This is a genomic window from Larkinella arboricola (assembly GCF_003259745.1).
Classification (GTDB): Bacteria; Bacteroidota; Bacteroidia; order Cytophagales; family Spirosomataceae; genus Larkinella; species Larkinella arboricola.
Map to the genome: position 1 here is coordinate 93,486 of NZ_QLMC01000009.1, position 23,545 is coordinate 117,030.

Annotated in this window: 13 protein-coding genes and 1 pseudogene; 2 read left to right on the top strand and 12 right to left on the bottom strand. The window is 50.9% G+C overall.

Annotated elements, in window-relative coordinates:
- Window positions 1–6: 6 nt before the first annotated feature.
- From LX87_RS26475 to LX87_RS26525, 11 genes are all read right to left on the bottom strand, one after another.
- On the bottom strand, window positions 7–3,258 hold the full coding sequence (locus LX87_RS26475) for a SusC/RagA family TonB-linked outer membrane protein (RefSeq protein WP_111631332.1): 3,252 nt from the start codon (window positions 3,256–3,258) through the stop codon (window positions 7–9).
- A 678-nt stretch (window positions 3,259–3,936) separates the two neighbouring features.
- On the bottom strand, window positions 3,937–6,258 hold the full coding sequence (locus LX87_RS26480; RefSeq protein WP_229310828.1) for a hypothetical protein: 2,322 nt from the start codon (window positions 6,256–6,258) through the stop codon (window positions 3,937–3,939).
- 5 nt (window positions 6,259–6,263) lie between these two features.
- Window positions 6,264–7,700 carry a neutral/alkaline non-lysosomal ceramidase N-terminal domain-containing protein gene (locus LX87_RS26485; RefSeq protein ID WP_111631333.1) on the bottom strand — a complete coding sequence of 479 codons (1,437 nt, stop codon included), beginning with the start codon at window positions 7,698–7,700 and terminating at the stop codon, window positions 6,264–6,266.
- A gap of 141 nt (window positions 7,701–7,841) precedes the next feature.
- Window positions 7,842–8,825, bottom strand: coding sequence for a 3-hydroxyacyl-CoA dehydrogenase family protein (locus tag LX87_RS26490; protein ID WP_111631334.1), 984 nt, complete (start codon window positions 8,823–8,825; stop codon window positions 7,842–7,844).
- Window positions 8,826–8,898: 73 nt separating this feature from the next.
- Complete coding sequence (locus LX87_RS26495) at window positions 8,899–9,981, bottom strand: Gfo/Idh/MocA family protein (RefSeq protein WP_111631335.1); 1,083 nt, start codon at window positions 9,979–9,981, stop codon at window positions 8,899–8,901.
- 23 nt (window positions 9,982–10,004) lie between these two features.
- Window positions 10,005–10,808 (bottom strand): 3-keto-disaccharide hydrolase, encoded by an 804-nt coding sequence (locus tag LX87_RS26500; protein ID WP_111631336.1) that lies wholly within the window; start codon window positions 10,806–10,808, stop codon window positions 10,005–10,007.
- Window positions 10,809–10,845: 37 nt separating this feature from the next.
- A complete protein-coding gene (locus LX87_RS26505) occupies window positions 10,846–14,004 on the bottom strand; it encodes a PVC-type heme-binding CxxCH protein (RefSeq protein ID WP_170139473.1) in 3,159 nt (1,052 codons plus the stop codon).
- 60 nt (window positions 14,005–14,064) lie between these two features.
- Window positions 14,065–15,519 carry a RagB/SusD family nutrient uptake outer membrane protein gene (locus tag LX87_RS26510; RefSeq protein WP_111631338.1) on the bottom strand — a complete coding sequence of 485 codons (1,455 nt, stop codon included), beginning with the start codon at window positions 15,517–15,519 and terminating at the stop codon, window positions 14,065–14,067.
- Between the two features lie 7 nt (window positions 15,520–15,526).
- A complete protein-coding gene (locus LX87_RS26515; protein ID WP_170139474.1) occupies window positions 15,527–18,814 on the bottom strand; it encodes a SusC/RagA family TonB-linked outer membrane protein in 3,288 nt (1,095 codons plus the stop codon).
- A gap of 103 nt (window positions 18,815–18,917) precedes the next feature.
- Window positions 18,918–19,865, bottom strand: a complete 948-nt coding sequence (locus LX87_RS26520; RefSeq protein ID WP_170139475.1) for a FecR family protein — start codon at window positions 19,863–19,865, stop codon at window positions 18,918–18,920.
- A gap of 239 nt (window positions 19,866–20,104) precedes the next feature.
- Window positions 20,105–20,671: an RNA polymerase sigma factor gene (locus LX87_RS26525; protein ID WP_111631341.1), complete on the bottom strand. Its 567-nt coding sequence runs from the start codon at window positions 20,669–20,671 to the stop codon at window positions 20,105–20,107.
- Between the two features lie 416 nt (window positions 20,672–21,087).
- Between LX87_RS26525 and LX87_RS26530 the strand changes: the two are divergent.
- Together LX87_RS26530 and LX87_RS26535 are read left to right on the top strand one after the other, a co-directional pair.
- A pseudogene (locus LX87_RS26530) lies at window positions 21,088–21,236 on the top strand (transposase); the annotation flags it as partial.
- 441 nt (window positions 21,237–21,677) lie between these two features.
- Complete coding sequence (locus tag LX87_RS26535; RefSeq protein WP_111631342.1) at window positions 21,678–22,802, top strand: TlpA disulfide reductase family protein; 1,125 nt, start codon at window positions 21,678–21,680, stop codon at window positions 22,800–22,802.
- Between the two features lie 500 nt (window positions 22,803–23,302).
- On the opposite strand, the gene LX87_RS26540 is transcribed toward LX87_RS26535, so the two are convergent.
- On the bottom strand, window positions 23,303–23,545 hold a 243-nt coding region (locus LX87_RS26540; protein WP_146624569.1), incomplete at its 5' end, for an integrase core domain-containing protein.

Here is a 23,545-nt window from a genome sequence, read left to right on the forward strand (position 1 = left end):
ATGGGTTTAGAAATTGATGTTAGCTCCCAGAGAAAGGGATTTATAAAGCGGATAGGAGCTCGGCCCGGGCAATTCGGGGTCGGAGATGTTGATCATTCTGGTGGCGGTCCACAGGTTGCTCCCTGTGAAAAATACCCTGACCCGCTCCATGCCGACTTTTTTGCTGATACTGACCGGGATCGTATAGCCAAGCGACAATTGTTTCAATCGCAGATACGCTCCATTCTGTATAAACCGTGTCTGGGTTGCCGTGACATCCGCAGCCCCCGAAATGATCGGCCTTGGGAAAAACGCGTCCGGGTTTTCGGGCGACCAGTAATCCATGGCGGTTTTGGAGATTCCTACCCACTCGTTCGAATACTGGGTGAGGTAGAATAGCTGAGTCAAATTAACGTCCCTTTTGGCGACGCCCTGAAAAAATACATCGAGGTCGATACCCTTCCATTTCCAGTTTGTACGAAAGCCGTAACTATACCTGGGCGTACTATTTCCGATCACGCTCATATCGCCCGGATTACCGAGCGTCTGGGCACCGCGCGTGATTTTTCCGTCGCCATTCAGATCCACCATCCAAAGATCACCCGCCTGCCGTTTTCGTCCGTTGATGTTGGACTGGTCGAGGGCAATGGCCTGCTCGTCGGTCTGGAACAAGCCACCCGTGGTCAACCCCCATATTTCGCCAAGTTTGTGTCCTACATAATAATCGGAGATCAGCCCGGAAGGATTGCTGTATTTCGTGATCCTGGCCGAATAGTCGGACAGAATGAGGGTTGCTTCGTAACGTACTTCCCCAATCCTGTCGCGCCATTCAATATTTAGGTCAAAACCGGACGTTTTCATGTCCGCAGCGTTGGATTGGGGTTCTGTCACCGCCAGCACGGCCGGAAGCGTTTGCGATTTGGTCAGCATATCCCGGGTATCCCTGCGGTAGATGTCAAAGGAAGCGTTCAGCTGGTTTCTGAACAGGGCAACATCCACCCCGAGATTCGCCTGCGTAACGGTTTCCCAGGTAAGTTGGGGGCTTACCAGGCCGGGCGCAATCACCGACATCGGGCGTTCTCCATTGATCAGGTAAGGAACTTCCGACGCGCTCAATGTGGCGATATAGGGATAATACCCCGTTACATTCTGGTTACCAAGCGCTCCGTACGAAGCGCGAAACTTCAACAGGTCCACCTTTTTTTTCAAGCCCGAAAAGAAGGGTTCGCCATCCAGTCGCCACCCGATAGAAACCGAAGGGAAAAAGGCGAAACGATCGCTCTTGACAAACTTGGAGGTACCGTCGTAGCGACCGTTAAATTCAAACAGATACCGGTCATCGTAGCTGTAATTCAGACGGGCAAAAGCGCCCCGGATTGCATACTCATCGAGCCCGTCCGTTGCAAACCGTTCACCGGAAGCCAGACTCATATAGGGCACGTCGTTGATGATCAGATTCCGGCGCTCGGCTTTCATCCAGGCGTAGGAAGCATTTTCCTGATTGAAGCCTCCCAGCAGCTTCACGTAATGTTTCCCCAGCGTTCTGGTGTAGTCGCCGTACGCATTGACAACGTAGTACGTATCGTCGTAACTTGTCCTGCTAACCCGGTTGGGGTTGGAGCCGCCGTAGTAACCCGATGCTTCGCCCGCAGCGTTATAGAACGGAACAAGGGCCAGGTGCGACGCTTCACTGGTACTCTTTGTGTTAAAAGAATAATCAATATTGAATGTGGTATTCCGGACGGCGGTGATGGTTGCTTTTCCGGTAAGCCAGACATCATTGACTTTCCGGGTTTGCTGGCCGCCTTCCTTGATAAACTGCGCAGGGTTGGCGATTGATCCCTCGTGCGTCCATTTACCATTGGGATCGTACAAGGGCTGGGTCGAATAAACATTGGTCTGGTAAATGGTACCGTTCTCGGGGTAAGAGTTCCTGAAATGGGCGTCGTTGGGAGGATACTGCTTTTTGCTGTTATTGACCGATATCTTTACCCCCAGTTTCAGCCAGTTGGTCACCTCGTAATTCAGGTTAGTCATCAGGTTGTAACGATTGAACCGCTCTTTGAACAACTCCTTGTTTGTCAACCCGGTCTGGTAGATGTACGACAAGGAGCTGTAGTAATCAAACTTTTCTGAACCTCCCGAAATACTGGCCGAGTGCTGCTGCATCGGATAGTTTTTATTCATCAGGATTTCCTCCCAGTTGGTATTGGCTACGCCTGTCCATTCGTTTGGATTGGAAGGGTGAATGATGGCCTGCGGTTTGGTCGGGTCATTGTAATGCGCCATCATCGCTGCAACGGTAATATCGTCATAGTAATTACGGCCATTCACCCTCATGTAGGCTTCGTTCATATAGGCGATCCGGTCGCGGGTGTCGATGAAGTCGATCCGGGTGGTGGGAGCGTTGGAGGTGATAATGGATGAAATGGCAACACTGGGCCGGTCTTTTTTCTTACCGCTTTTGGTCGTGACCAATATCACCCCGTAAGCAGCACGGGCCCCGTAAATCGCAGCGGAGGCCGCGTCTTTCAGCACGGTTACACTTTCAATGTCATTAGGACTCAACAGGTTAATGTCCATTGGGATTCCATTGACCAAAACCAACGGCGAGCCTCCATTGATTGACGTATTGCCGCGAATGTTGAACGTTGTTCCCTGTCCCGGTGAGCCGCTTGCCTGGTTGATATTCAGGTTAGAGATTGTCCCCTGTAACCCTTGACCCAGGTTGGTAATGGGCCTGCTTTCGAGCACTTCGGACGTAACGGTCGACACGGCGCCGGTCAGATTGACCTTCTTCTGGGCTCCGTAGCCTACCACAACCAGTTCGTCCAGCAAGGTGGGAGCGACGCTCAAAGCTACATCCATCTGCGACTGGTTGCCGACGGTTACTTCGCGCGTCAGATACCCTACGAAAGAAAAAACCAGGACAGATGTTTCGTCGACTGCATCAATAGAAAAATTCCCGTTTCCATCGGTCGTCGTACCCGTCATGCTGCCCTTTAAGATGACGCTGACCCCCGGAAGTCCCGCCCCTTTTTCATCCCGAACCATTCCACGCACGAGCTGCCTGCCCGCTTGCGGAATAGGCTCCATAATTTCCATTGCACCGGTATTCTTCCGCTCGCCTTTTGCTAACGGTGCTGCTATACGATTTGACAGTAGTTGCTTGCCGGATACCTCATAGGCACTGACCAGACAGACCATACACATAGCCTGTAAGAAGATAGCCCGCACGATTTTAGCCACCAGCGTACTGGCGTGTAATGCTTTTCCCATAATGTTGGAGGTTTTGTTAGATGGAGTCTGTTAACAAATCACTCTCTCGGTGGGTATGAATGCACCGATTTCAAATCCGCTGGCTGTGTGCGGTAAGCTACATGGGATAAACCCGTGTAAGCCTGGCTCATCAGCGGAACGCGAAGGCTTTTTCTGATTAGACATGGTAGTAAGGACTTGGGAAGCGTGAAAATGGATAGCACTGCAAAACCTATTTCAAGGCACTTAATGTTACTTTTCTGACAAATCGCTTCCATCATTGACCCGCTGATGCGGCCTATTCCTCACCCGAGATAGGAATCAATTCTTGTTTCTTCGGAGAAAACCGTCGTAAGAGCCAGACCCTTTCTCCGGTGCTGGACGAAGTTGTATCAGCCGCTCAGGTCTTTTGCGCTAAAACGCCTGACGGTTTTAGTTGGCGAAGGATCGGGTGAGACGGCCCACGCCCTACAAAAGAACGGCATTGAGGCCCAAAGCATCTGTAATGATTTCTCCTCCATTCTACGGTTGCGGTTTAGTTTATAGTATGTCAAAAACAGGCTGCGGGACAGGTAGTATTTCGTTGAGAAGGAAATACTACCCCTGGGCAGCATAGGGGTAAAAAACCGCCCATCCGCCTGAAAATATGCCACTAAATGTCACTTCAAAACGCCATGTCCGCCGAAAAACGCAGATCAATTACAACGCTTTTGCCACTTCCGGAAGCCAGTGGTCCAACAGGTCGCGGCAGTTGATTACTTTCTCGGCCAGATCATTGCAGACGTAGAAATAATGGTTGGACGCTTCAAAGCCCAGCCGGCTGTCGTCGCCCTGCAACTGCGCCATCCGCTTGGCCAGGGTTATTTCCCGACGAAGGATTCCTTCGAGCAACGCAACGAGTTCGGCCCTTTTTCGCTTATCTTTTTCACCGCCCAGCTTGTCCCGCGCCACGACAAACGAGGTCTGGTTAGCCACACTGCTGTAATGAATTGCCAGCGTTTCGGCCACCCCGGTTTCGTCGGTCAGCGCTTTTCGAACCGGTGCCGGCAAATTCAAACCGTCGGTTTCCTGTCGTAGCCGGGCCAGTGCATCCTGAAAGGTGTCTGCCACTTTCTGCATCTGGGAAATAAACGTTTCGACCGGGTAATTGGCGCGCCAGCTGTCCACATCATCATACGCCAAACCGACCATACTCGCTTTATAGCCGGTAGGGTTCGACCACAGCAAATTCGACGGTCCTGCCTGCAAAGGCGCCGAATACACGACCCCGACATGATACGGGAATTCGCTGAACCCCTTGCTGAATTGCCGCCACGCCTTCGTTACCGCTTCACCGGCAGCACCATACCGGCGTTTTGCCACTTTATGCATCGCTTCCTGACCGGTGATGGTGCTACTGCTGCCCATTTCGGCCACGACTTCAAGGTTGGGAGACGGATAACCGCCCAGCGTCCAGCCCAGCATAAGGCCATCGACCTGAGCAGTGCGCAGGTTTTCGGCATGACGCGCCACGTTTTCCAGCGCGGGGATGTAGGGGACGGCCGCAATTTCCCAGGTACAGCCTGCCTGGATTTTCGCGATGGTTTTCAGTCCGTTTTTTCGGGCAATTGCCCAATGCCGCAGCGCACGCGGCCCCGGGCCGACGGATGAGATCGAATACTCTCCTACTTTGTTTTTCACTCCGCCCCGATTGATTTCAAGGTCCCATTCACTAACGCTCATGAGCGCGGCACGTTTAGGTAACGCAGGAATGATCTCCTCTGCCCAGCCGTTTTGCCAGCCCCAATCCCAGGCGATTAGGGCGGGGCTTTTTTGCTGTGTATGGGCGGCCATCCCCTGATTGATACCCTCTAGATAAAGCTGGTTCAATTCGGCAATAACCGCTGAAGGGCTTCTTTTGGAGCAGCGCGGACATTCGGCACCTTTTCCGTGCGACCAGCAGTGCGTATGGTTCTCCGATGCGGTAATGGAAAAGAAACCGGCCAGACCGGGCACGCGGGAAGTGATCGTAGCCATGGAATCGACGAGGTATTTCTGAACCGCAGGGTGGCTTGTACAAAGCGCTGCCTGATTACCGATCTGCACACCTTTGAGTTCAGGATGTTTCTCAAAAAATGCGAGCGGCATAAAGCGGGGCTCGTTGAGGTACAGGTAAATTCCAATTCCATGCTTTCCGGCCTTGCTGACCAGTTTTCCCAGATTTTCCAGCCGCTGTTCCCAATGCTCGCTCAATGCCGGGTCCCAGGGGAAGGGGGTCAGTTTGGAGAGTACAATATGCAACCAGGTTCCGTCCATGCCCGAGGCCGCCATTTGAGCCAGATAACCCTCGGGGTACGGGTCGATGTCGGGTTGTAAAAGGGGATCTCCGAAGAGAGCAAAATAGGCATAGCCGAACCTGGGCGAAAAACCCGACGGGCGTTGTTTTACGGTATTTTCCGGCGCTTTCGACAATTCTTTTACAAACTGAAAAAGCGGCTCGCGGTGTTGGGGCAACCCCGTCCTGAACTCTTCGCGAATCACATCCAACAGCCACTTTTCCTTTTTCTGGATCTCCACCGATGAAGCCCTAAACCGGATGGGTTCACAGTCAGGTTTGAGGCTCCCCAGTTTGATATAGAAAAAATCGTCTTCCTGCAAAGTAAACGTCAGCTCCTCGTCTGTCCATCCCAGCAATTCGAGCATTTGCTCCCGGGGCAACAGGTGCCAGTTACGTCTGATTACCGTCAGGTAACTGCGCTGCATCTGATCGGGAGAAACCGGCTTTGCCTCGGGCAGCCCGATTGTGGCAGCCAGTTTGAGAATATCTGCGGGTTTCGCTCCGGTCACGGCTGCAAGCCGGTCAACAGGCACCAGACCCCAGTTTCTCCATAAAAACGCGTGAAGCCTGTCGGGAAAGTGGGAGAGGGCAAGGGCCTGCTTTTTAACGGAACGAGACGCTACGGCAAAGGACGACGGTATGGCCAGCAAACCGGCCGTAGCGAGTGTCGCTGATCTCAAAAATTCTTTTCGTGTCAAGGTCATTGATCTCACGGATTCGTATTTTTGAGTGTATCGAAAAGCTCAAATAAAGACGCTGTGATCTGCCTGGACGCATCCACCTCCAGGTAACTCGATTTGGCCCGCCACGTTTCATACCCTCCTAATTTGTGGTGTTCAGGGGTAGGCAGATACCCATTGTAGCCGTTCGCCAGTGAAATACTGAACGTGGGTTTGAACGGGCTTCTTTTCTTAATGTCCAGCCCTATTTCTACGAATACCTCACAGGGAATGGCAGAAATGGCCAGATCTCCTATCCGGAAGGCCTGTAAAATCAGTTTCACCTGATCCGGGTAGTCCTTCATATCCAGCGTTTCCCGGGCATAGACTTCTTCCGGCGAAGTCATGACCGGCTTTTGGGCTTTCGAAATAATATCTCTGGCCCGGGCCACCTCGTCAGCTGTTGGTTTGCGGACTTTCAGCGCAATCTCCTTTTGCAAACTCGACAGGGATACCCAGTCCTGATACCGGATGTTTTGATACACTTTAAATGCCTCTGCCGCAACGACATTCGCAACCGTCCGCATCCGTTCATACGGTTTTGCCGGGTCCGGCGCTTTCCCTCCGAAGTTGATATTATTAATATTCCCGCTTGTCCCGTTGGACATGATGGCTACAAACGCGGGGTCCTGGTCTTCGCTGGCAAGCAGTTGCTTCATGCGTCTGGCGAACATTCCGTAGTAATCCGCCGATACTTCTCCGGGGCCGTTGCCTCCTACATAATGCAGGGAATAGTTAGCCAGCAAAGCCAGCGGCCGGCCGTCAGCCGTCTGGATAGAAATAATGGGAAGCTCCGGATCGGTTGGCCCCGCAGGTTCCAGCAGGTTCGGGTTACCAATACCGGGGTTCATTTTCACCTGATCTTCTTTGCCAAATGGATTGATGATGCGGGTTCCCGGTTTCATTCGCCAGCGCCGGTTGAAAACCTGCGACGGCTCACTGCCTACTCCCCATCCGATTCTTGCCGGTGCCAGATTGTAGTGGGCCCGGATCACGGCATCCGCTATGCGCTCGCTGAGAAACCGGACATACTCCTGATCCGGCTTACTCTGGAAAACGGCACAGGCCGTGCCCGCCGAATGCGTGTGGGTGGCCGACATCATCATGTTGGCCACCGGGATTTTTGTAACTTCACTGGCCCGGCGTTTGGCTTCATCGACAATCTCCCGGGATACCATGCACAGGTCCGAAACCACAATGGCGAGCTTAGTCTGACCGTCGTCGAGCACAATACTGCGCGCATGGGTTTCGTCATGAATGCTCCTGATGGTAACATCCTGAAAATTACCGTTATTGGACGTTCCTATTTTGGGTGAAATGTTACTGGTGGCGGCCCCGGCCCGAAAGACTTTCCCGGACGAAGACGGCTGGGCGTGTAACGTTACCCCGCAAAACAGGAGGACCAGACTTAGATACACATTTTTCATAGTTTAAGAGGTTCAGGAGTATGTTCGGCGGTTGATCTCAGGATGGGTTTCGTTATGATCCTGTACTGACCCCGGTTTTTTGTTCTTATCTGCAAATATTGCTGTCCGGTTATCCTTTCTGATGGCTTGAAATCAACAGGATTAGCCTTTCTCCATCAGTTTTTGCTGTACATAATCCGCCGGGTATTGCAAGGCCACTTTACGTATTTCGTAGCTGAATTTCGTAAACGTTTCCTCCCAAAGTCGGGCTTCTTCCGGGGTATAGTTATAAAAACCCTTTGCGTTCGCAATTCCTTTACCCCCGCTTTTGACGATGTCATCGATCAGTTTAGGAACCTCCGTACTGTTGTTGAGCGTCGGCAACAGATTCTTCATAACCGTATGATAGGCGGGAACCCCCGTTAGATCCATCCACCGGAAAATCCCAACCAGGGTCATGAAATACCCGGCGTTGTTTCGGCATGAGCGGTCCACATCTTCAACCGTAGCGTAGCCATTTTCGACCAGGCTAATGGCCTCGCGGTACATCGCATACATCAGGCGATTGGTAATAAATCCGGGAATGTCTTTTCGAACCAGAATCGGCTCCTTGGCCCAGTGATGAGCCAGGGCGTACAGGTATTCACCCTGGGCAAGATCGCTTTCATCTCCGCAGATGATTTCAAGAAACCGGGTGGTATGCGCCGGTTCGGCCCAATGCAGCCCCAGAAACCGCTTGGGGTGCTGGGTGAGTTTCTGGAGGGTGCTGATGGGAATTGCCGACGTGTTGCTGGTCAACAGCGCATCGGGCGCAATCACCCGCTCTACTTTTTGATAAACCGACTCCTTGATTCCCTGGTCTTCGATCGTGCACTCAATGACCAACCGGCAGGGGCTAAGCTCCTCGTAACGTTCGGTTATCATCAGGTTTTGAAGGTAATGTGCCGGTGAATTGGCGATCAGGCCATTTTGGTAGGATTGTTCGAGATGCTCTGTAATACGCCTTGTCGCGTGCACGAGATCGTCGGGAATCGGAGCTACCGCAACGACCGGATGACCGGCGATTAATAAACAGGTTGTAATGCTGCATCCCATCAGGCCAAGACCTACAAGGCCGACGGTGATTTCTTGAGGATTTAGGTTCATTCGCTGAAAGTGCTTGACTGGTCTGGCTGGTTACGCAACGTAAAAGCAGGGTTCAAAAATCGTAAGCGATAGGTCACAGGAGTACCACTTGCCCGGTTCGCACGGATTCATCACAGGCAAAGGCAATCTGTAGACTATTAATGGCATCCTGCATATGATCCGCCAGGTCGATATCTTCGCGAATGGCCTGGAGGAAATACCGCTGCTCCCGGTTACAAAGCTCCTGGTGATCCGGCTCATCTTCCAGATTTATCCACTGATCCGATTTGGCAAACCGTTCGCTGGCATCCAGGTCCGCATGATGGAACCGGATGGCTTCGGTTTTGGTGTGGGCTTCGATGGAGGACGATTTGCCTTCACCCCCGGCTTCTTTGGCAACGATGGAAACACTCCCTTTAGGCCCGAACACATCTTTGATGAAAAAAGCGGTTTCGCTGATCATAGGCCCCCAACCGGCTTCGTACCAGCCAACCGACCCATCTTCAAACCGGATCTGAAGCTGCCCGTAATTATAATTATCCGCCGGAATCTCGTCCGTCAGCCGCGCGCCGATTGCATATACCTGAACGGGCCGGGAACGCACCATCTGGCACATCACATCGATGTAGTGAACCCCGCAGTCCACGATTGGGCTGAGGCTTTTCATCAGGTTCCGGTGCAGGGTCCACATGCTGGTTTCGCTTTGCTGGTTGAGGTTCATCCGCATGACCAGGGGTTTGCCCAGCTCTTGAGAAAGGGCCACAAATTTCTCCCAGGATGGGTGGTGACGTAAAATATAGCCCACGACCAGTTTCTTGCCCGTTTTTACCGCAGCTTCCCGAACCCGCTCCGCCCCCGCGACCGAATCGGCCACCGGTTTTTCGATAAAGACGTGACAGCCAGCCTCAAACGCTCTGATGGCAAATGACTCGTGCGTATCGGGGTAGGTAGAGATACATACGGCGTCCGGTTTGGTCTGTTCAAGAGCTTCTTCATAATCACTGAAAAGCGCGTAATTGCCTCCCAACTTTTCGTTTAAAACCTCTTTGCTTTTGCCGGTAGAAACAAGGCCACAAATTTCAAAACCGTCAAGAAGGTGGTAGGCCGTGGCATGGGAACTTCCCATGTTTCCGCATCCAACCACCAGGACACGTACTGGATTCGTCTGATCTGGCATAACAAGCGTAGTTTTAGTAAGGGTTATTTTTTGGGTAATGGCGTTAATTCTACTTTTCTAACAAACATCTCGGCCCCCTCGGATTGAATCTGGATGCGTCCCTTCGCTGGTTTAACCTGAAACGCCTGATTGACCAACACACCGTTCAGGAAAATAGAAATCTGATCGCCCTCGGCCACGCAAACCATTGTATTCCACTCGCCCACCGGTTTTTCAATGTCTTTGGCGCCCCGGAAGCCTTTTACATCTTTCCAGGCCGGGTCGCGGTCAAACCAGTCGATCCGGCCTTTGTGAATGGTCAGCGGACTGCCCGTTGGTGAAAATACATTTCCCCGGCCTTCCTGTTTTGGCGCTACAGGTGCCGTAAGCGCGTAGTTTTCACTGCCATCGCCGACCACCAGAAAGTCGCCCGTTCCGCCCTCAATAATCTGGCATTCGATTGAACGCATCCAGATGCCGTGGTAGCCGCCATCCGGCCCGGTCGAGTGCAGCAACACCCCGTTATCGCGGGCCTGATTCGCCCGGGGTGCGAAGGTTTTATCACCCCATTTGAATTCGACGGTCAGCTGATAATTTTCATACTCTTTTTTAGTCACGATACTGCCATATTCTTCCCCCGAGATGTGGATGAGCCCGTCTTCCACGGTAAACACTTTTTTTACATCCTTATTCCGACCCCGGTTTTCAATGAATACATACCATTTAGACAAGTTTTTCCCATTGAAAAGCTTGACGGGTTTTTTTAGCAGGCTTTGGGCAGTTGCATCGCCTGCCGTGATGAGCAGGCCCATTGTGGCAGCCAGCCCTAAAAATAGGAATTTTCTCATGGTGAACGCTAACACACGGTTGGAACCGGTTTCAAGTTTATTTTTTCTGACTGGCCTGGATCATCCGGTCCAGACGATATGGGAGGGCTTCGAGAAACGCAACCAGATGGGCCATTTCGGCCGGGTTTAGTTGCTGATCCAGCCCCGGAGGCATCATTGACAACGTCTGGGGTTCAATCGCCGTGATCTCCGAACGGGCAATGCGCACGCCCGGTGCTGGCCCAATTTCAATGACAACGGATTCCGGAAGCTGCTCTTTAATGATGCCGGTATAGGAGGCCGTTTTGGTGACGATCCGGAAGGTCTCATATTCCCGGGCAAAGCTGGCGCTCGGATACACAATGGCTTCCAGAATGTCGTGCTGCGAACGAATCTCACCAATGTTGGTCAGGTCGGGGCCAAACCGTCCGCCCTCGGCCCCGACGGCATGACAGGTATAGCACGATGCTTTTCCATAAAACAGCTTCCTTCCCTCGCCTACATCGCCGTCTTTGAGTTTGGTTTTCAGGGTGTTCAGATGAGCCAGCCGCTCGGCATGAAGCGTCTGTAATTTAGCCAGTAACGGAACCGCCATGGCTTGTACGGAAGCCGGAAAGGTTTTTAGCAGGTTCTGAAAATCCTGCTCCGGTACATTGTCGAGGTGGCCGGAAACCGCCTGTAAAGCCGTCATGAGTTCCCGACCAACCTGTTCGTCCTGATTTCCCTCAAAAGCGCCCAGCAGAGCAGGTAACAGGAAAGCGTCGGTCTGACCGATTTGTGTATGGGCAATGACTAGGAGCTGGTCGTTTGTCAGGGCGGCCCGGTTTAAGAGCCGAACGGCCTGCTGACGCACGGGTGAATCAAACGTCCGGCCACTGTATTTCAACAGGAACTGAAACTCCTGGTCTGAAAGAATCGGGGACGACATAATCCGGGCACTCAGGGCTTTCAGCCGGAAGTCAAAGGGTTTCTTTTCATCCCGCACGATCTGATCCAGATCCCGATTCAGGGACTGGATGCCCCGCGACTCGATCAGCCCCAACAGATGGGCGAAGACAGTGCCTTCGCTGCGCTGGATTTGCTGGCCCACGGCGGTTACCCAGGCGTCTGGAAGTTTCTTTAATGAACAGTTGGCCATAACGTCGAGCAGTAAAATCTTCCGGGCGTCGGTCGTTTCCGGATTGGCGAGCTGGGCCGCTACAAAGTTCTGGAGACTCGGTTCATGGATACTAGCGAGCATCAGCTCCCGGACTAACCCGGCGTCAGTATCCGAAAGCGTTCGGTCGTTCAGGCTTTTTTCAAGAAAGCGAATCACCATATCTGACCATTCCGGATGGCGGGAAGCAATCCAGATGCCCGTTGATTTAAGCTCCGTATCGGTTGCCGTCAACGCAGCCGCTAAATAAGGTTTCTGGAGGGGCGATCCATCAGTCTGATCCAGGGCAATCAGAGCCGCGATTTTTGTTTTCGCTGAGGGGCTGTCCAGGGCTTTAACCAGCGCATCCGTATCCCGGAGCAGGATTAGGGAGTGGATAATGGCATGGTTTACAAACCGGTCACGCTGACTGGCAGCCGCGCTCAGCAAAGCCGGCACGGCTTTCAGATCGCCAATCTGCCCTAAGGCCGTAGCGGCCTGACGACGGACGGGCGGGGCATCGGTCTGGACCAGATGGATCAACTTTTCAACGGACGGTTGATCTTTGTGGAGCCCCAGAACCCGGACGGCAGCGGTACGGACGGTAGGGCTTTTGTCGTTGAGCGCCTTACGAACCCCATTCCAGGCGGTTGGGGTATTGATCCGGGACAGGGCAAATACAACCGCAGCCCGGACTTCGTCGTCTTTCAGGACAGGCAGCGCATGAAGGAGCGGGTTCACTGCCGAATTACCGCGCAGGATTAATTGCTCCAGGGCATTGTCGCGAACGACGGGCCGGGGGTCGGTGAGGTATTTAATCAAATCCGGAGGAGTCTGCTGGGCCAGCGCCAGTTTTTTCCCCCAGGCATCCTTCGGTCGGGCAGCGCCGGTTTTCCGGATGCGGTAAATACCGCCCTGAACCTCCGGTTTGGCCACTCTCGATAAAGGACATCCTTCGATAAACCATCCCCCAGTAATCACCACCAGCAAGCTTCCGTCGGCATCCTGAAGCACATCCGTCGGGTGGGAGTCTCCGCTGAATGACTTCATAAAGATTTCGTCCACGGTTTTGTACGAGGCCCCATCCGGCAAAACCCGGTGGCGCATAATCCGGCCGGTGTTAAACTCGGCATTGAACAGGTTGTCCTGAAATTCGCGTCCGAATCCGGCAGCCCGATAGCGCATCAGGCCCGAAGGAGCCACCCGGGGCATTTTGGTCATAACGGGCATCAGGTCGCCGGTTAGTTTCAAACCGTCTTCGGCAATCACCGCGTTGGGTTTGGGATAGGTGCCCCCTTCGACCCAATGCATCAGAGCATCCCGCTGGCCATCCTGTGGATCCACAAAATAGGTCATCGTACCGATGGTTTCCCCCGACGGCATAAAGGCGATTTCGATAGAATTATCAAACCCGCCCCCCGACATGGATTCCAGTCCGGACCCGTCGGGGCGGCAGCGCCAGATTCGAGCACTTTTTCCTTTCAGAGGCTGGCCTTCTTTGGTAGTAATATTAAATCCCCGGCGGGCATCGGTCAGGTACAGCCAGCCGTCGGGGCCAAAAAAAGGACCGCCCAGCGTTGCCCCATTGGCATTCAGCGTCCAGCCCGTCAGGATGACCTGCTTCTGATCAGCAGCCCCATCGTTGTCTGTATCGGTGTATTTAACCAGATTCGGTGATTCCGCTACGTATAAGCTGCCCCGGTAATACACCCCGCCTTTGGGAAACGGGATGTTTTTGGCAAAAATGCGGCTTTTTTCAAATTGGCCGTCTTCATCGAGATCTTCCAGCAACCGGATCTGGTACGACGGTTCGGAAAGCATTTTTTCGGTACCCATTACGTTGGGGCCGGTTGATTCAAAGACAAACAGGCGGCCAATGCCATCGAAGCTGGCGAACATCGGATAGGAAAGCCGTTCGGATGCGACGGCCCGCTCGATGGTAAAGCCCTCCGGCACCTGAAAGCCAAGCGTCTCGTTAGACGGCTTCTCTGTTGATCCGAGCAGGCATACTCCGGCCAGCAGAATGCTTCCTTTCTGGATACATCTTCGTGCCCGAAGGGAGGTTTTGGATAAAATAGACATAAGCATACGGGTTTACTTCCCGGATAGAGCGGCCGTAAAAACCACTGCTTTTCCGGTAGGCTAAGGGTTCTGAACGAGATTCTTATTGATGTTAACTTCCCGTTCCGGTATGTAAAAAATAACCCGGGGGTGCGTAGGCTCCACCCGGAAATGAAAATTATCGGTACCATGCAGACCGGGATAAGCCCGAACCAGCGGAAGGTTGTTCCGGTAGAGATCTCCGGGCCGATGGCCTTCAAAGGCCAGCTCAAGCCGTCGCTCTTCCAGCACAACATTCAGGACACTGCCCCTGCCTTTGAGGTCATTCAGGGTATAGAGCGCCTTCCCGGCCAGCCCGGCCCGTGTTCTGATGGTATTCACATCATTGATGGCCAACTGGTTCTGACCGGTTTTGGCGTAAGCTTCCGCCCGGTTGAGATACATCTCGGCCAGACGCAGGTAAACGGGTGAACTCAGGTTGGCAATTCCTTCCTGCCAGTTGAATTTATTGATAAAATAGATTGGTGAGGTGCCCCGGTACTGAATTTTCCCGTTAATGTAATGCGGGGTGATAAAGGACAGCCGGGCATCTTCCGGATGCTCATTGAGCAAATCCATAAAAGTTTGCGAAGCGTAGTATTCTCCCCATCCGGTAGAGAGGGTTACCGGATCGTTGTAGTAGAGGGAGCCGACGGCATTTTTGTCCTTATTATCGGCCAGTGTGTGCCGGAAGTTAAAAATAGTTTCCGGATTGGTTTCCGGAACCAGCGTCGGGGCTTTTTTATAGGTGTCAATCGAGGCCAGTTGATACCGTTTGGAATCGATCACTTTGTTGGCATACAAAATCGCATTCGCATTGTCTTCCAGGTAGAGGTACACTCTCGACAACAGGGCCTCGGCCACTTCTTTCGACGCGAAGTTGGCGTTTTTGGCTTCCTTCATCAGCACGGCGGCCTGTAAGAGATCCTTGATGACCTGATCGTAAACCTCTTTAACCGTATGTCGTGTGGGGAATTCTTCGGCCTTTACACGTGTAATAACCGGTATTCCGGGGTTCTGGCCCTTATTCTGCGCGTAAGGCCGTCCAAACAGACGAACCAGATTGAAATGGGCCAGTGCTCGTAAAAACAGATTTTCTCCTTTCAACTGGTCCAGAGCCGCCGATTCGCCATCCGTAATTTTGTCGATGATGAGATTCGTGGCATAAATCAGCTTGTAGGATTGTGCCCAGAAATCCTGGGTTGGATACATGGCCGGGATATGTAAATAAGAAGCGGCCAGCGATGCCTGATCGCCGTCGGCACCGCTCTGGACAACATTATCACCGGGCCATTCATTGAGCGTCAGAAAATGCCGGGTATAGGGTTCGGCTACCAGCATGGCGTAATTGCCGAAGGTAGCAATTTGAATATCGGCCGGGGTTGCCAGAGCCACATCGTTCGACTTGCTGTCGTAGGGTTGCAGCTCGTTTTTACAGGCAGACAACGCGATCAGCAGGGCTAACAGGGTATTTCTGAGAAGTATTTTTGTTTCCATGATCCGATTAGAAGCCAATATTGATGCCGAATAACAGTTTTTTGCTAATGGGGTACTTGATGCTGGAAAGCCCGCCGGAAGGCCCTAAGACCACCTCCGGATCCATGCCGGAAAATTTGCTGAATGTCAGAAGGTTATCGCCACTTACGAAAATTTTTAAATGCTCGGATTTGATTTTTTTCGCCAACAGATTGGGGACCTGATAGGACAGGCTAATGTTTCGAAGCCGGATGTAACTGCCATCTTCCAGGTAGCGTGACGAAGCCTGGTTGGAATTCTTATTGCCTCCAAAAACCGGTTTAGGATGGGTTGCGACATCCCCCGGCTTTTCCCAGCGGTTCCATCCGTCGGCCAGAATCATGCTGTTGTAGGAATAATAGGCCCCGTCGGAATCGAACAACTGCCGGGAGACATGATAAATCTGGTTGCCGCTGACAAAATTGAAAAAAGCAAATAAGGTAACCCCTTTATAACTGAGCGTGTTGCTGAGCCCTCCCGTAAAATCAGGGGACGCCGATCCCAGGTTTTGCTGTGTAGCCGTGCTGTAGGCATTGGTGGTCGTGCGTATTTCCTCTCCGTTTGGTCCGGCCGTGATCTTTTCCCAGAGCGGATCGCCCGTTGCCGGGTCGGCCCCCATCCATTTGCGCATGTTCCAGGTGTATAATTCCTGTCCCTCGCTGATGAGCAGATTTCCCTGCCGGATATCCTTGCCCTGATCAAGAACCAGGACTTTGCTGCGGTTGAAGGCAATATTAAAATTGGTTTCCCACCGGAACGCCCCCGCCAGATTGACGCTGTTCAGATTCAATTCCAGACCCCGGTTCCGAATCGAACCAACGTTCCGGATCACCGATCCAAAGCCGCTGGTATACGGTAATTCAACATTCAGCAATAAGCCGTCGGTCGTTTTGCTGTACACGTCCAGATTGAGTGTCAGCCGCTTGTACAGGCCAACGTCCAGGCCAAGATTCAGGCTTTTGGCCTTTTCCCAGGTCAGCCCTTTATTGTCCATTTGGAAGGGATAAGCTGCGGAATTTCCGGCATACTGGGTTGCAAAACTATAGAGCCCCAGTGATTGGTAATTTCCGATCTCGGCGTTTCCCGTCACACCATAGCTGGCTCTGACTTTAAGCAGATCAAGGAATGCGGGTGTGTTCAGAAAACGTTCATTACTCAGAATCCAGGATGCTCCCAGGGTATAGAAGTTGCCCGAACGGTTATCCGCTCCGAAGCGGGAGGAGGATTCATTGATGTAGGAGCCTACCGCAAAATATTTGTTGTCGAAATTGTAATCGAGTTGAACCAGCCCCTTGCTGAATGAATTCTCATTGATACTTCCAGTGGCCGAAAGAATGCGGGAAGCCGTATTCATGACGTGCAAACCGGGTGCGAAGCCTTCGCCGGTAACCGAATTGTTTTGCAGTTTATTTTTTTCGGCTTCGGCAACCGCCAGCGCGCTCAGGGCATGCTTGCCGAAATTCTTATCATAGCGCAGCCGGTTGGACGTAATGAGGGAAAGATTGTCAATAAACCCGTTTGTTAAGCGTCCCAAACCCTTCCCGGCTTTTGAGCGGATGTCATAATAGAGTTCACTCCGGGTGGTGGAATAACCGACCCGGTTATAGGAAGAAAACGTCAGATTCGGCAGAATGGTGTAGTCAAGATTGATGTCACCATCCAGCCCTGAACCGTTGGCTTCATTCCGATTGAATTGCCAGCCGTGCAGAAAATTTTCCTGTTCGCGCCCAAACCAGCCTCCTTCGGTTCCTCGTTTTGGGGTCCCGTCCGCCAGATACGGATTGTCCCAGGGCATGTTATTATAAGCTCCGTATAAAGCGCCATCCAGCCCGGCCGGATCGGCTTGCTGACGGTTTAGTCGTCCGTTCAGCTTAATGTTCAATTTTAGCTTATCATTAATGTCGTGCGTAATGTTTGCCCGCAGGTTGTATCTGCGGGCCTCATTGTGGCGCAGCGTCCCCTGTTCATTATAGTAGTTCCCAGCTACATAAAACCGGGTTTTCTCGGAGCCCCCGGAAATTGATAAGACGTAGTTGTGTGTAAGACCTGTTCGAAACGCCAGGTTCTGCCAGTTCGTGTTTTGCCGGGCGACGCTGGCCGGCACTTCCTGGTCAAAACGATCGGGTGGATAGAAGCTTTTTTCGTAATCGTATAGCTGCTGCGAATTCATTACCTTGAATTTCCCGGTCGTCGCGTAGTTAAAACCGGTTACGGCATTGAAATCAATGCGGGTCTTGCCGCTCTTCCCCGACTTGGTGGTGATGATAATGACCCCGTTTGCCGCCCGGGAGCCATACAAACCGGTGGCCGCAGCATCTTTCAGAATAGTGATGGATTCCACATCGTTGGGATTGGCGTTGCCGCCGATGATCCCGTCAACGACATACAACGGCCCCGAACCGGCACTGATGGAACTCGACCCCCGTACAACGATAGTGGGGGTTGCATTCGGATCACCGGACGAATTGGAGACAATGATCCCCGGAGCCTTGCCCTGCAAGAGGCTTGTGGTATTATTCGAGGTTACATCGTTAAGCTGCTTACCGGTTACGACGGCGACCGAACTGGACAATTGAGAAAGCTGCTTCGTAGAATAGCCTACCACCACGACTTCGCTCAGGGCTTTCGCTTCTTCGACAAGCCGGACATCAATCTGACTCCGGTTCTGCACCGGGATTTCCTGCATGGTAAAACCAATGTATGAGAACACCAGTGTTCCATTGCCGTCGGGCAGCGAAAGGGTATACTGCCCATCCTTATTGGTTGTCGTACCGATGGAAGTGCCCTTCAGGATGATGTTGACCCCGGGTAGCCCATCGCCCTGTTTGGCATCCGTAACGGTTCCTGTGACGGTCGAGACGGAACGCGCCAGAATTTGCAACGTAGGAAAAGGCGTGTTACGGCCTGGTGCAGAAGAGGCTTCCTTGTTTTGGCTGGAAATAACGTAAAAATTGTCCCTAAGCTTTTTATAAGTAAGGCCGAATGGCGTTAAAAGATTGTCGAGCGTCCGCTCCAGGGAGTTAAACTTCCGGTTTTTTTTGATTATTTTTTTATTCAGTAACTCCGCATCGAAAAGAAAGGAAACCTTGTATTCTTTCTCAAGTTCAAGGATTCTGCTCTCGAGCGTCTGAACCGAAGCGGCTTGATTGCGGTAGCTGATGTCATACTCTTTCAAGTGATCTCCGGAACGATTGTAAGCCACAGATTGAGCCTGAATGACGGTCGGTAGCAAAAGCAGAAGCCCGATTATGCTAAGGTGCGTATTGATTCGTTTCATAGACATTCAGATAAGGGGTTGGATTGAGTGGACATAGCTATCGCTATAGCGCTGATCAGAGCCGGTATTCAGAATTTCACAAATTGTATTATGATCGCTTGTTTTACAGAGGTTTATCCGTTAGATAAATGTGGCGGTCTTTCTTGTTCACATGAAGCCGACAAGCTTCAGCAATCCCTTCCAATAGCATATCCACATTGTCCGTCGGAAGCGAACCGGAAATACGGCGGTTCAGCAAGTCAGGTTTTTCTACACCGATCGTAAACCCGTAGGTTTCATTGAGCATGGTAGCAACTTCCTGTAAGGATGTATTCTTAAAGATCATTTTATGCTGCGTCCAGGCCGAATAAAGCATTGGATCGACCTGTTTTCGGGTATACCGTGTCGGATCATTGCCCAACTCCACCAACTCCCCGGGTTTGAGCAGCAGGGTGTCCGTGCCGGTTTTGTTTTTCAGGTTGCACTGAACCCGTCCAGTGGTAAGCACTACCCGGGTGCTCTGGCGCCGTTTGGAAACCGTAAATTCCGTTCCCAGAACTTCTACGCTGAAATTATCGGCGGTCCGGACTTTAAAACGGCGGTGATCACTGGTATGAACGACTTTAAAAAAGGCTTCACCCCGCAGCTCCACTTCCCGGCTTTGGCCTTCTGCCCAGGATTTCGGGTATGATAGGGCGGAGTTTCCGTTGAGTATAACCGTTGACCCATCCGGCAATTTGATGGTCCGTGTGACACCATAATTGGTTGACAAGGTAACCGTTTGGTAATCAGGGTTTTTATTAAAAGGTAACCAGCTATACCGATAAAGTATGGCGGTGACGATCAGCAGGCCTGTGAAAACAGCCGCAATCTGGTACATTCGTGTGTGACCGGAATGGAATACAGGATGGGGAACCGAAACCCGGAACGGCTTTTCCGATGACCGGGAAAGGCGGGATTCGATTCCAGCCAGTAAGCGATCTTCCAGAAATTGCTGGGCGTGATGGCTCAACCCTTTCGTGAAATCAGGTTGGTGTTCTAACTCCTGATACCATTGCTTCAATTCCGCCATTTCAGAGGCCGTGCAGATGCTGGTATTATATCGCTCCAGAAGGTATTGTAGCCTCTGCTTATCGATCGCCATCCGTCAAGTCAAAAATTGGTTTCGCTTTTGACTCTATAGTCGCGTTATGCTGGGTTTACCGCCAAAAAAAAGCAGTTATTTTTTAAATAAAATATAATGTCTTGTATTTCAGTGGCTTGTAGATAGGCTGTCAGCTGGGCAAAAAGGAGCAAGGACGAAGAGAGCGGTTAAATGAGGTTGTTAAGGCTCAGGACTACTGCAATCACATAATCCTTTAAGTACATTCGTAATAACTGTAGGGCTTTGCTCATCTGCTTTTCGACCGTATCAATGGGTAGATTAAGGTGTTTGGCGATTTCCCGGTAGGTGAGGTTCTGATGGCGACTCAATTGGTAGACGGTCCTGTATTTTTCGGGTAGCTTTTCTACGCTGTTCTGAAAAGTCGCAGCAAGCTCTTCGTAATAAATCTGATCTTCAACGGGGTTGAAGGGCTGATGCTCCCGCTGAACCAATAAAGTGGCGTACTTACGTTGGACAATTCGCGTCCGGAGATGGCTGAAAATCTGGTTTCGAAGGGCTGTAAATAAATACGCTTCCAGCGAAGACGTAATCACGAGGGAGTCGCGACGGGCCCAGAGTTGTGTAAATAGTTCCTGAACCAACTCTTCCGTTTCCTCCCGCGACTGTAATCGTTTGTAAGCCCGGTCGAATAAGCTACGCCAGTATTTCCGATAGAGCCGTTCAAAAGCCTGTCGGTCTCCTTGCTTAAGCTGGATAATTAACGGCTCTTCCATAAAGGTGTGATCAGGTCAAAAGTAAAAAAAGCTAATCGTCTAGTAGTAAGCCTTAATTTGTCGATGCTTTTTGCAATTAATAGGTAAATAAGCATAAAGGCGAAATAAATTACTGTAAACTATTATTAATAAAGAATTTCCGGAAAAATTTTCATCGATCAGCGAAACGCTACAGCTTTTAAACCAAAGAGTTATTTACTTAGCTTGAAGAGAGAATATGCAATGATTGGGTGCTATTTATTAGACTTGTAACTGCTGAACTTGCAACAAAATATGGGGCAAATCTTTAATGACGTCCCACGGAAAAACTGAGCCGATTTAAAGTAGAGAAATCGGGCGATTTTGATAACTTAAACAATCAAACATTGCTATGAAAAAGACGGCAGCGGCCAACCTCCAAGTTCACGGAAGACCAAATTGTCTTTGCCCTCCGTCAGGCTGAAACCGGAACCGTCGTCTCCGAGGTGTGCCGTAAGATGGGCATTAGTGAAGCCACTTTTTATAACTGGAAGAAAAATATGGTGGTTTAGGGGTGCCTGAATTGCGTCGACTTCGTCAGTTGGAACGGGGCCGCCCGGCGGTTCAGCAAAGAAAACTGCCTCAAGTTTAATGGAAAGCTATGGCACGGGCCACCCCGCGCGTTTCGGCCCGTTGTGCATGCTCTGTTATCCAGTTCCGCCGATCCTCCTTGCAGTATAAGTCTCGTCGTCGAGATGATTTCGTGATTCGGAAACGAATCAAAGAGATTGCTCAAATACGTATTCGTTATGGATATCAGCGAATCTACATCTTATTACGGCGTGTTGGCGATTCAAACCGCCCCGGCCTTTAGGTTTGTTGGGTGAGAATATTCCAAGATTTGGGATAGCTTGCTGGTAAGCAAAACGGACCGCTCCAGCGGCCTGAACAAACTTATTATTTCCTCGGGAAAGACTCTTACTATATCACACTGGATAATAACTAGATAAATTTGTAGGTTAGCTTGTCTTATCCTCATGCTCTTTGTATGACAAGTCTACTCCATAAAACTATTCAGCTTGGCACCCATTTGCTACTATGCGGTTGGTTTTGTTCAACGGGTCTCTCGCAGGTTGTCGCCCCTCAATCTTTCTCCTTGCAGGGGCACTTGTCTACGCTCAAGAAAGGCAACGTGTATTTGCTTCGTCAAGACAAAGTGCCCCTCGATTCAACGGCAATAGCCGGCAACCATTTTACTTTTCGGGGAAAACTAGCCGAGCCAGGCTTGCACTTTTTGCAAATAGGAAAAGACGAAAGGACTTATCCTGTTTTTCTGGAAGGGGCTTCGATGCAGATTCGTTTCCACAACGATCAGACTTACCAGGTAACGGGTTCACCTCTTCATGTTCAGTGGGATGAATATGAAAACAAATTTTTGAACGGTGCTCGAGATAAATTAGTGGCGCTCTTTTCTCAGCAACAAGTGGCCCAACAGCAAGGGGATTCCGTTCGCCTTATGGCCCTGAGAAAGCAAAACGACACGCTAAGCGTAGCAATTGGTCGGCAACTCCTCGATCGACTCACCCGTAAACCGTATACCTTTTTTAACCTCTACCTGTTGAAAGAACGATCGTACAGTGATGAGTTTATCACCAACCAGTTAAACGAGTTCCGGCCTGTATTAAGTGGCTATCCCAGTTTTCAAAATCTGGAAAAGGGATTAAAAGAAAAACAGCAGTTGCTCAAAAAGATTGCACCAGGTCAAGTAGCATACGCCTTTGAGCTACCCGATAGCAGTGGAAAAGCCCACTCGTTAGCCTCATTGGCCAATAAAGTAGTGCTCATCGATTTTTGGGCAAGTTGGTGTGGACCCTGTATCCAGCAAATGCCGTCTTTAAAAGCCTTACAGGCTGCTTTTGGCGCACAGGGCTTAACAATTATTGGCATATCCATTGATGATGACCGGCAGCGCTGGTTACAGGCTCTTCGGCGCTTACGACCAGCGGGGATACAGTTGTTGGCCAGTAAGGACCAGGTCCTCAAAGAACAATATGCTCTTTTTGCGATTCCACAGACTTACCTAATCGATCAAGACGGAAAAATTATCGCTACCAATCTGGAAAAGGAAGCACTGAGAGAAAAAGTGGCCGAATTGCTTACTCGGCAACGGTAGGAGAATAGTTAAAAATCTCTCTCAAACGACACTGTTTTCATATGACGTGTAACTGTAAAACGTCTGCATGGACAGTCTTATCTGGTTGGGCAAAAATGATCCCAATAAATTGGACTATTTCGAGGGGTGTTGTATAAGTACCATTATGATAACTAGATCAATCAGTATAGCCCTGTTTCTTGAGCCTATACGACATTTCGTTTCGTATTCCTTCGTCAGTCGAATGAGAATACTCTTTCAAAACTTGAATTGCTTCATCAGTTCCAATCTCTGCTAGAATCCAACTGAACCACTTTGCCATTCCGCCAGAGTCTGAGCCTGTATATGGGAAATAATCAAAATTTGACGCTAATACTTTTTGGATGTAAGGGATGCTACTTGGGCTTTTCAACTTCTGTAACTTACGAGCAATATATTGATGTTGATGGTGATAAGGAGTCAATAAAATGTACGTCGTCAGCAGAAAGTGGACAACTTAAGTTGGAAAGGGAAGAGAGGCTTTAAGCGCTTTGTGCTTGCTGACAAATATAATTTTTCCGCCGTTGCAACAGCGTTAAGTGCTTGACTTTTTGCCGTTCCGCCAACAGATCCTGCTGGCGGCCCCAGTAAACGTCAGCTGGTGTCACATTATTAAGTGATTCATGGTAGCGATGATTGTTATAATAATCGACCCATTCACCAATCCGCCTACTCAACTCATCGGGACTGTAATAGTGTTCAAGCAAGACAACGTTTTTCATTGA

Excerpts from the sequence above, each read along its gene's own strand:
- LX87_RS26510 (WP_111631338.1), bottom strand. The coding sequence starts at position 15,519 with ATGGAAACAAAAATACTTCTCAGAAATACCCTGTTAGCCCTGCTGATC.
- LX87_RS26520 (WP_170139475.1), bottom strand. The coding sequence starts at position 19,865 with ATGGCGGAATTGAAGCAATGGTATCAGGAGTTAGAACACCAACCTGAT.
- LX87_RS26500 (WP_111631336.1), bottom strand. The coding sequence starts at position 10,808 with ATGAGAAAATTCCTATTTTTAGGGCTGGCTGCCACAATGGGCCTGCTC.
- LX87_RS26480 (WP_229310828.1), bottom strand. The coding sequence starts at position 6,258 with ATGACCTTGACACGAAAAGAATTTTTGAGATCAGCGACACTCGCTACG.
- LX87_RS26535 (WP_111631342.1), top strand. The coding sequence starts at position 21,678 with ATGACAAGTCTACTCCATAAAACTATTCAGCTTGGCACCCATTTGCTA.
- LX87_RS26485 (WP_111631333.1), bottom strand. The coding sequence starts at position 7,700 with ATGAAAAATGTGTATCTAAGTCTGGTCCTCCTGTTTTGCGGGGTAACG.
- LX87_RS26505 (WP_170139473.1), bottom strand. The coding sequence starts at position 14,004 with ATGTCTATTTTATCCAAAACCTCCCTTCGGGCACGAAGATGTATCCAG.
- LX87_RS26475 (WP_111631332.1), bottom strand. The coding sequence starts at position 3,258 with ATGGGAAAAGCATTACACGCCAGTACGCTGGTGGCTAAAATCGTGCGG.
- LX87_RS26525 (WP_111631341.1), bottom strand. The coding sequence starts at position 20,671 with ATGGAAGAGCCGTTAATTATCCAGCTTAAGCAAGGAGACCGACAGGCT.
- LX87_RS26515 (WP_170139474.1), bottom strand. The coding sequence starts at position 18,814 with ATGAAACGAATCAATACGCACCTTAGCATAATCGGGCTTCTGCTTTTG.
- LX87_RS26490 (WP_111631334.1), bottom strand. The coding sequence starts at position 8,825 with ATGAACCTAAATCCTCAAGAAATCACCGTCGGCCTTGTAGGTCTTGGC.
- LX87_RS26495 (WP_111631335.1), bottom strand. The coding sequence starts at position 9,981 with ATGCCAGATCAGACGAATCCAGTACGTGTCCTGGTGGTTGGATGCGGA.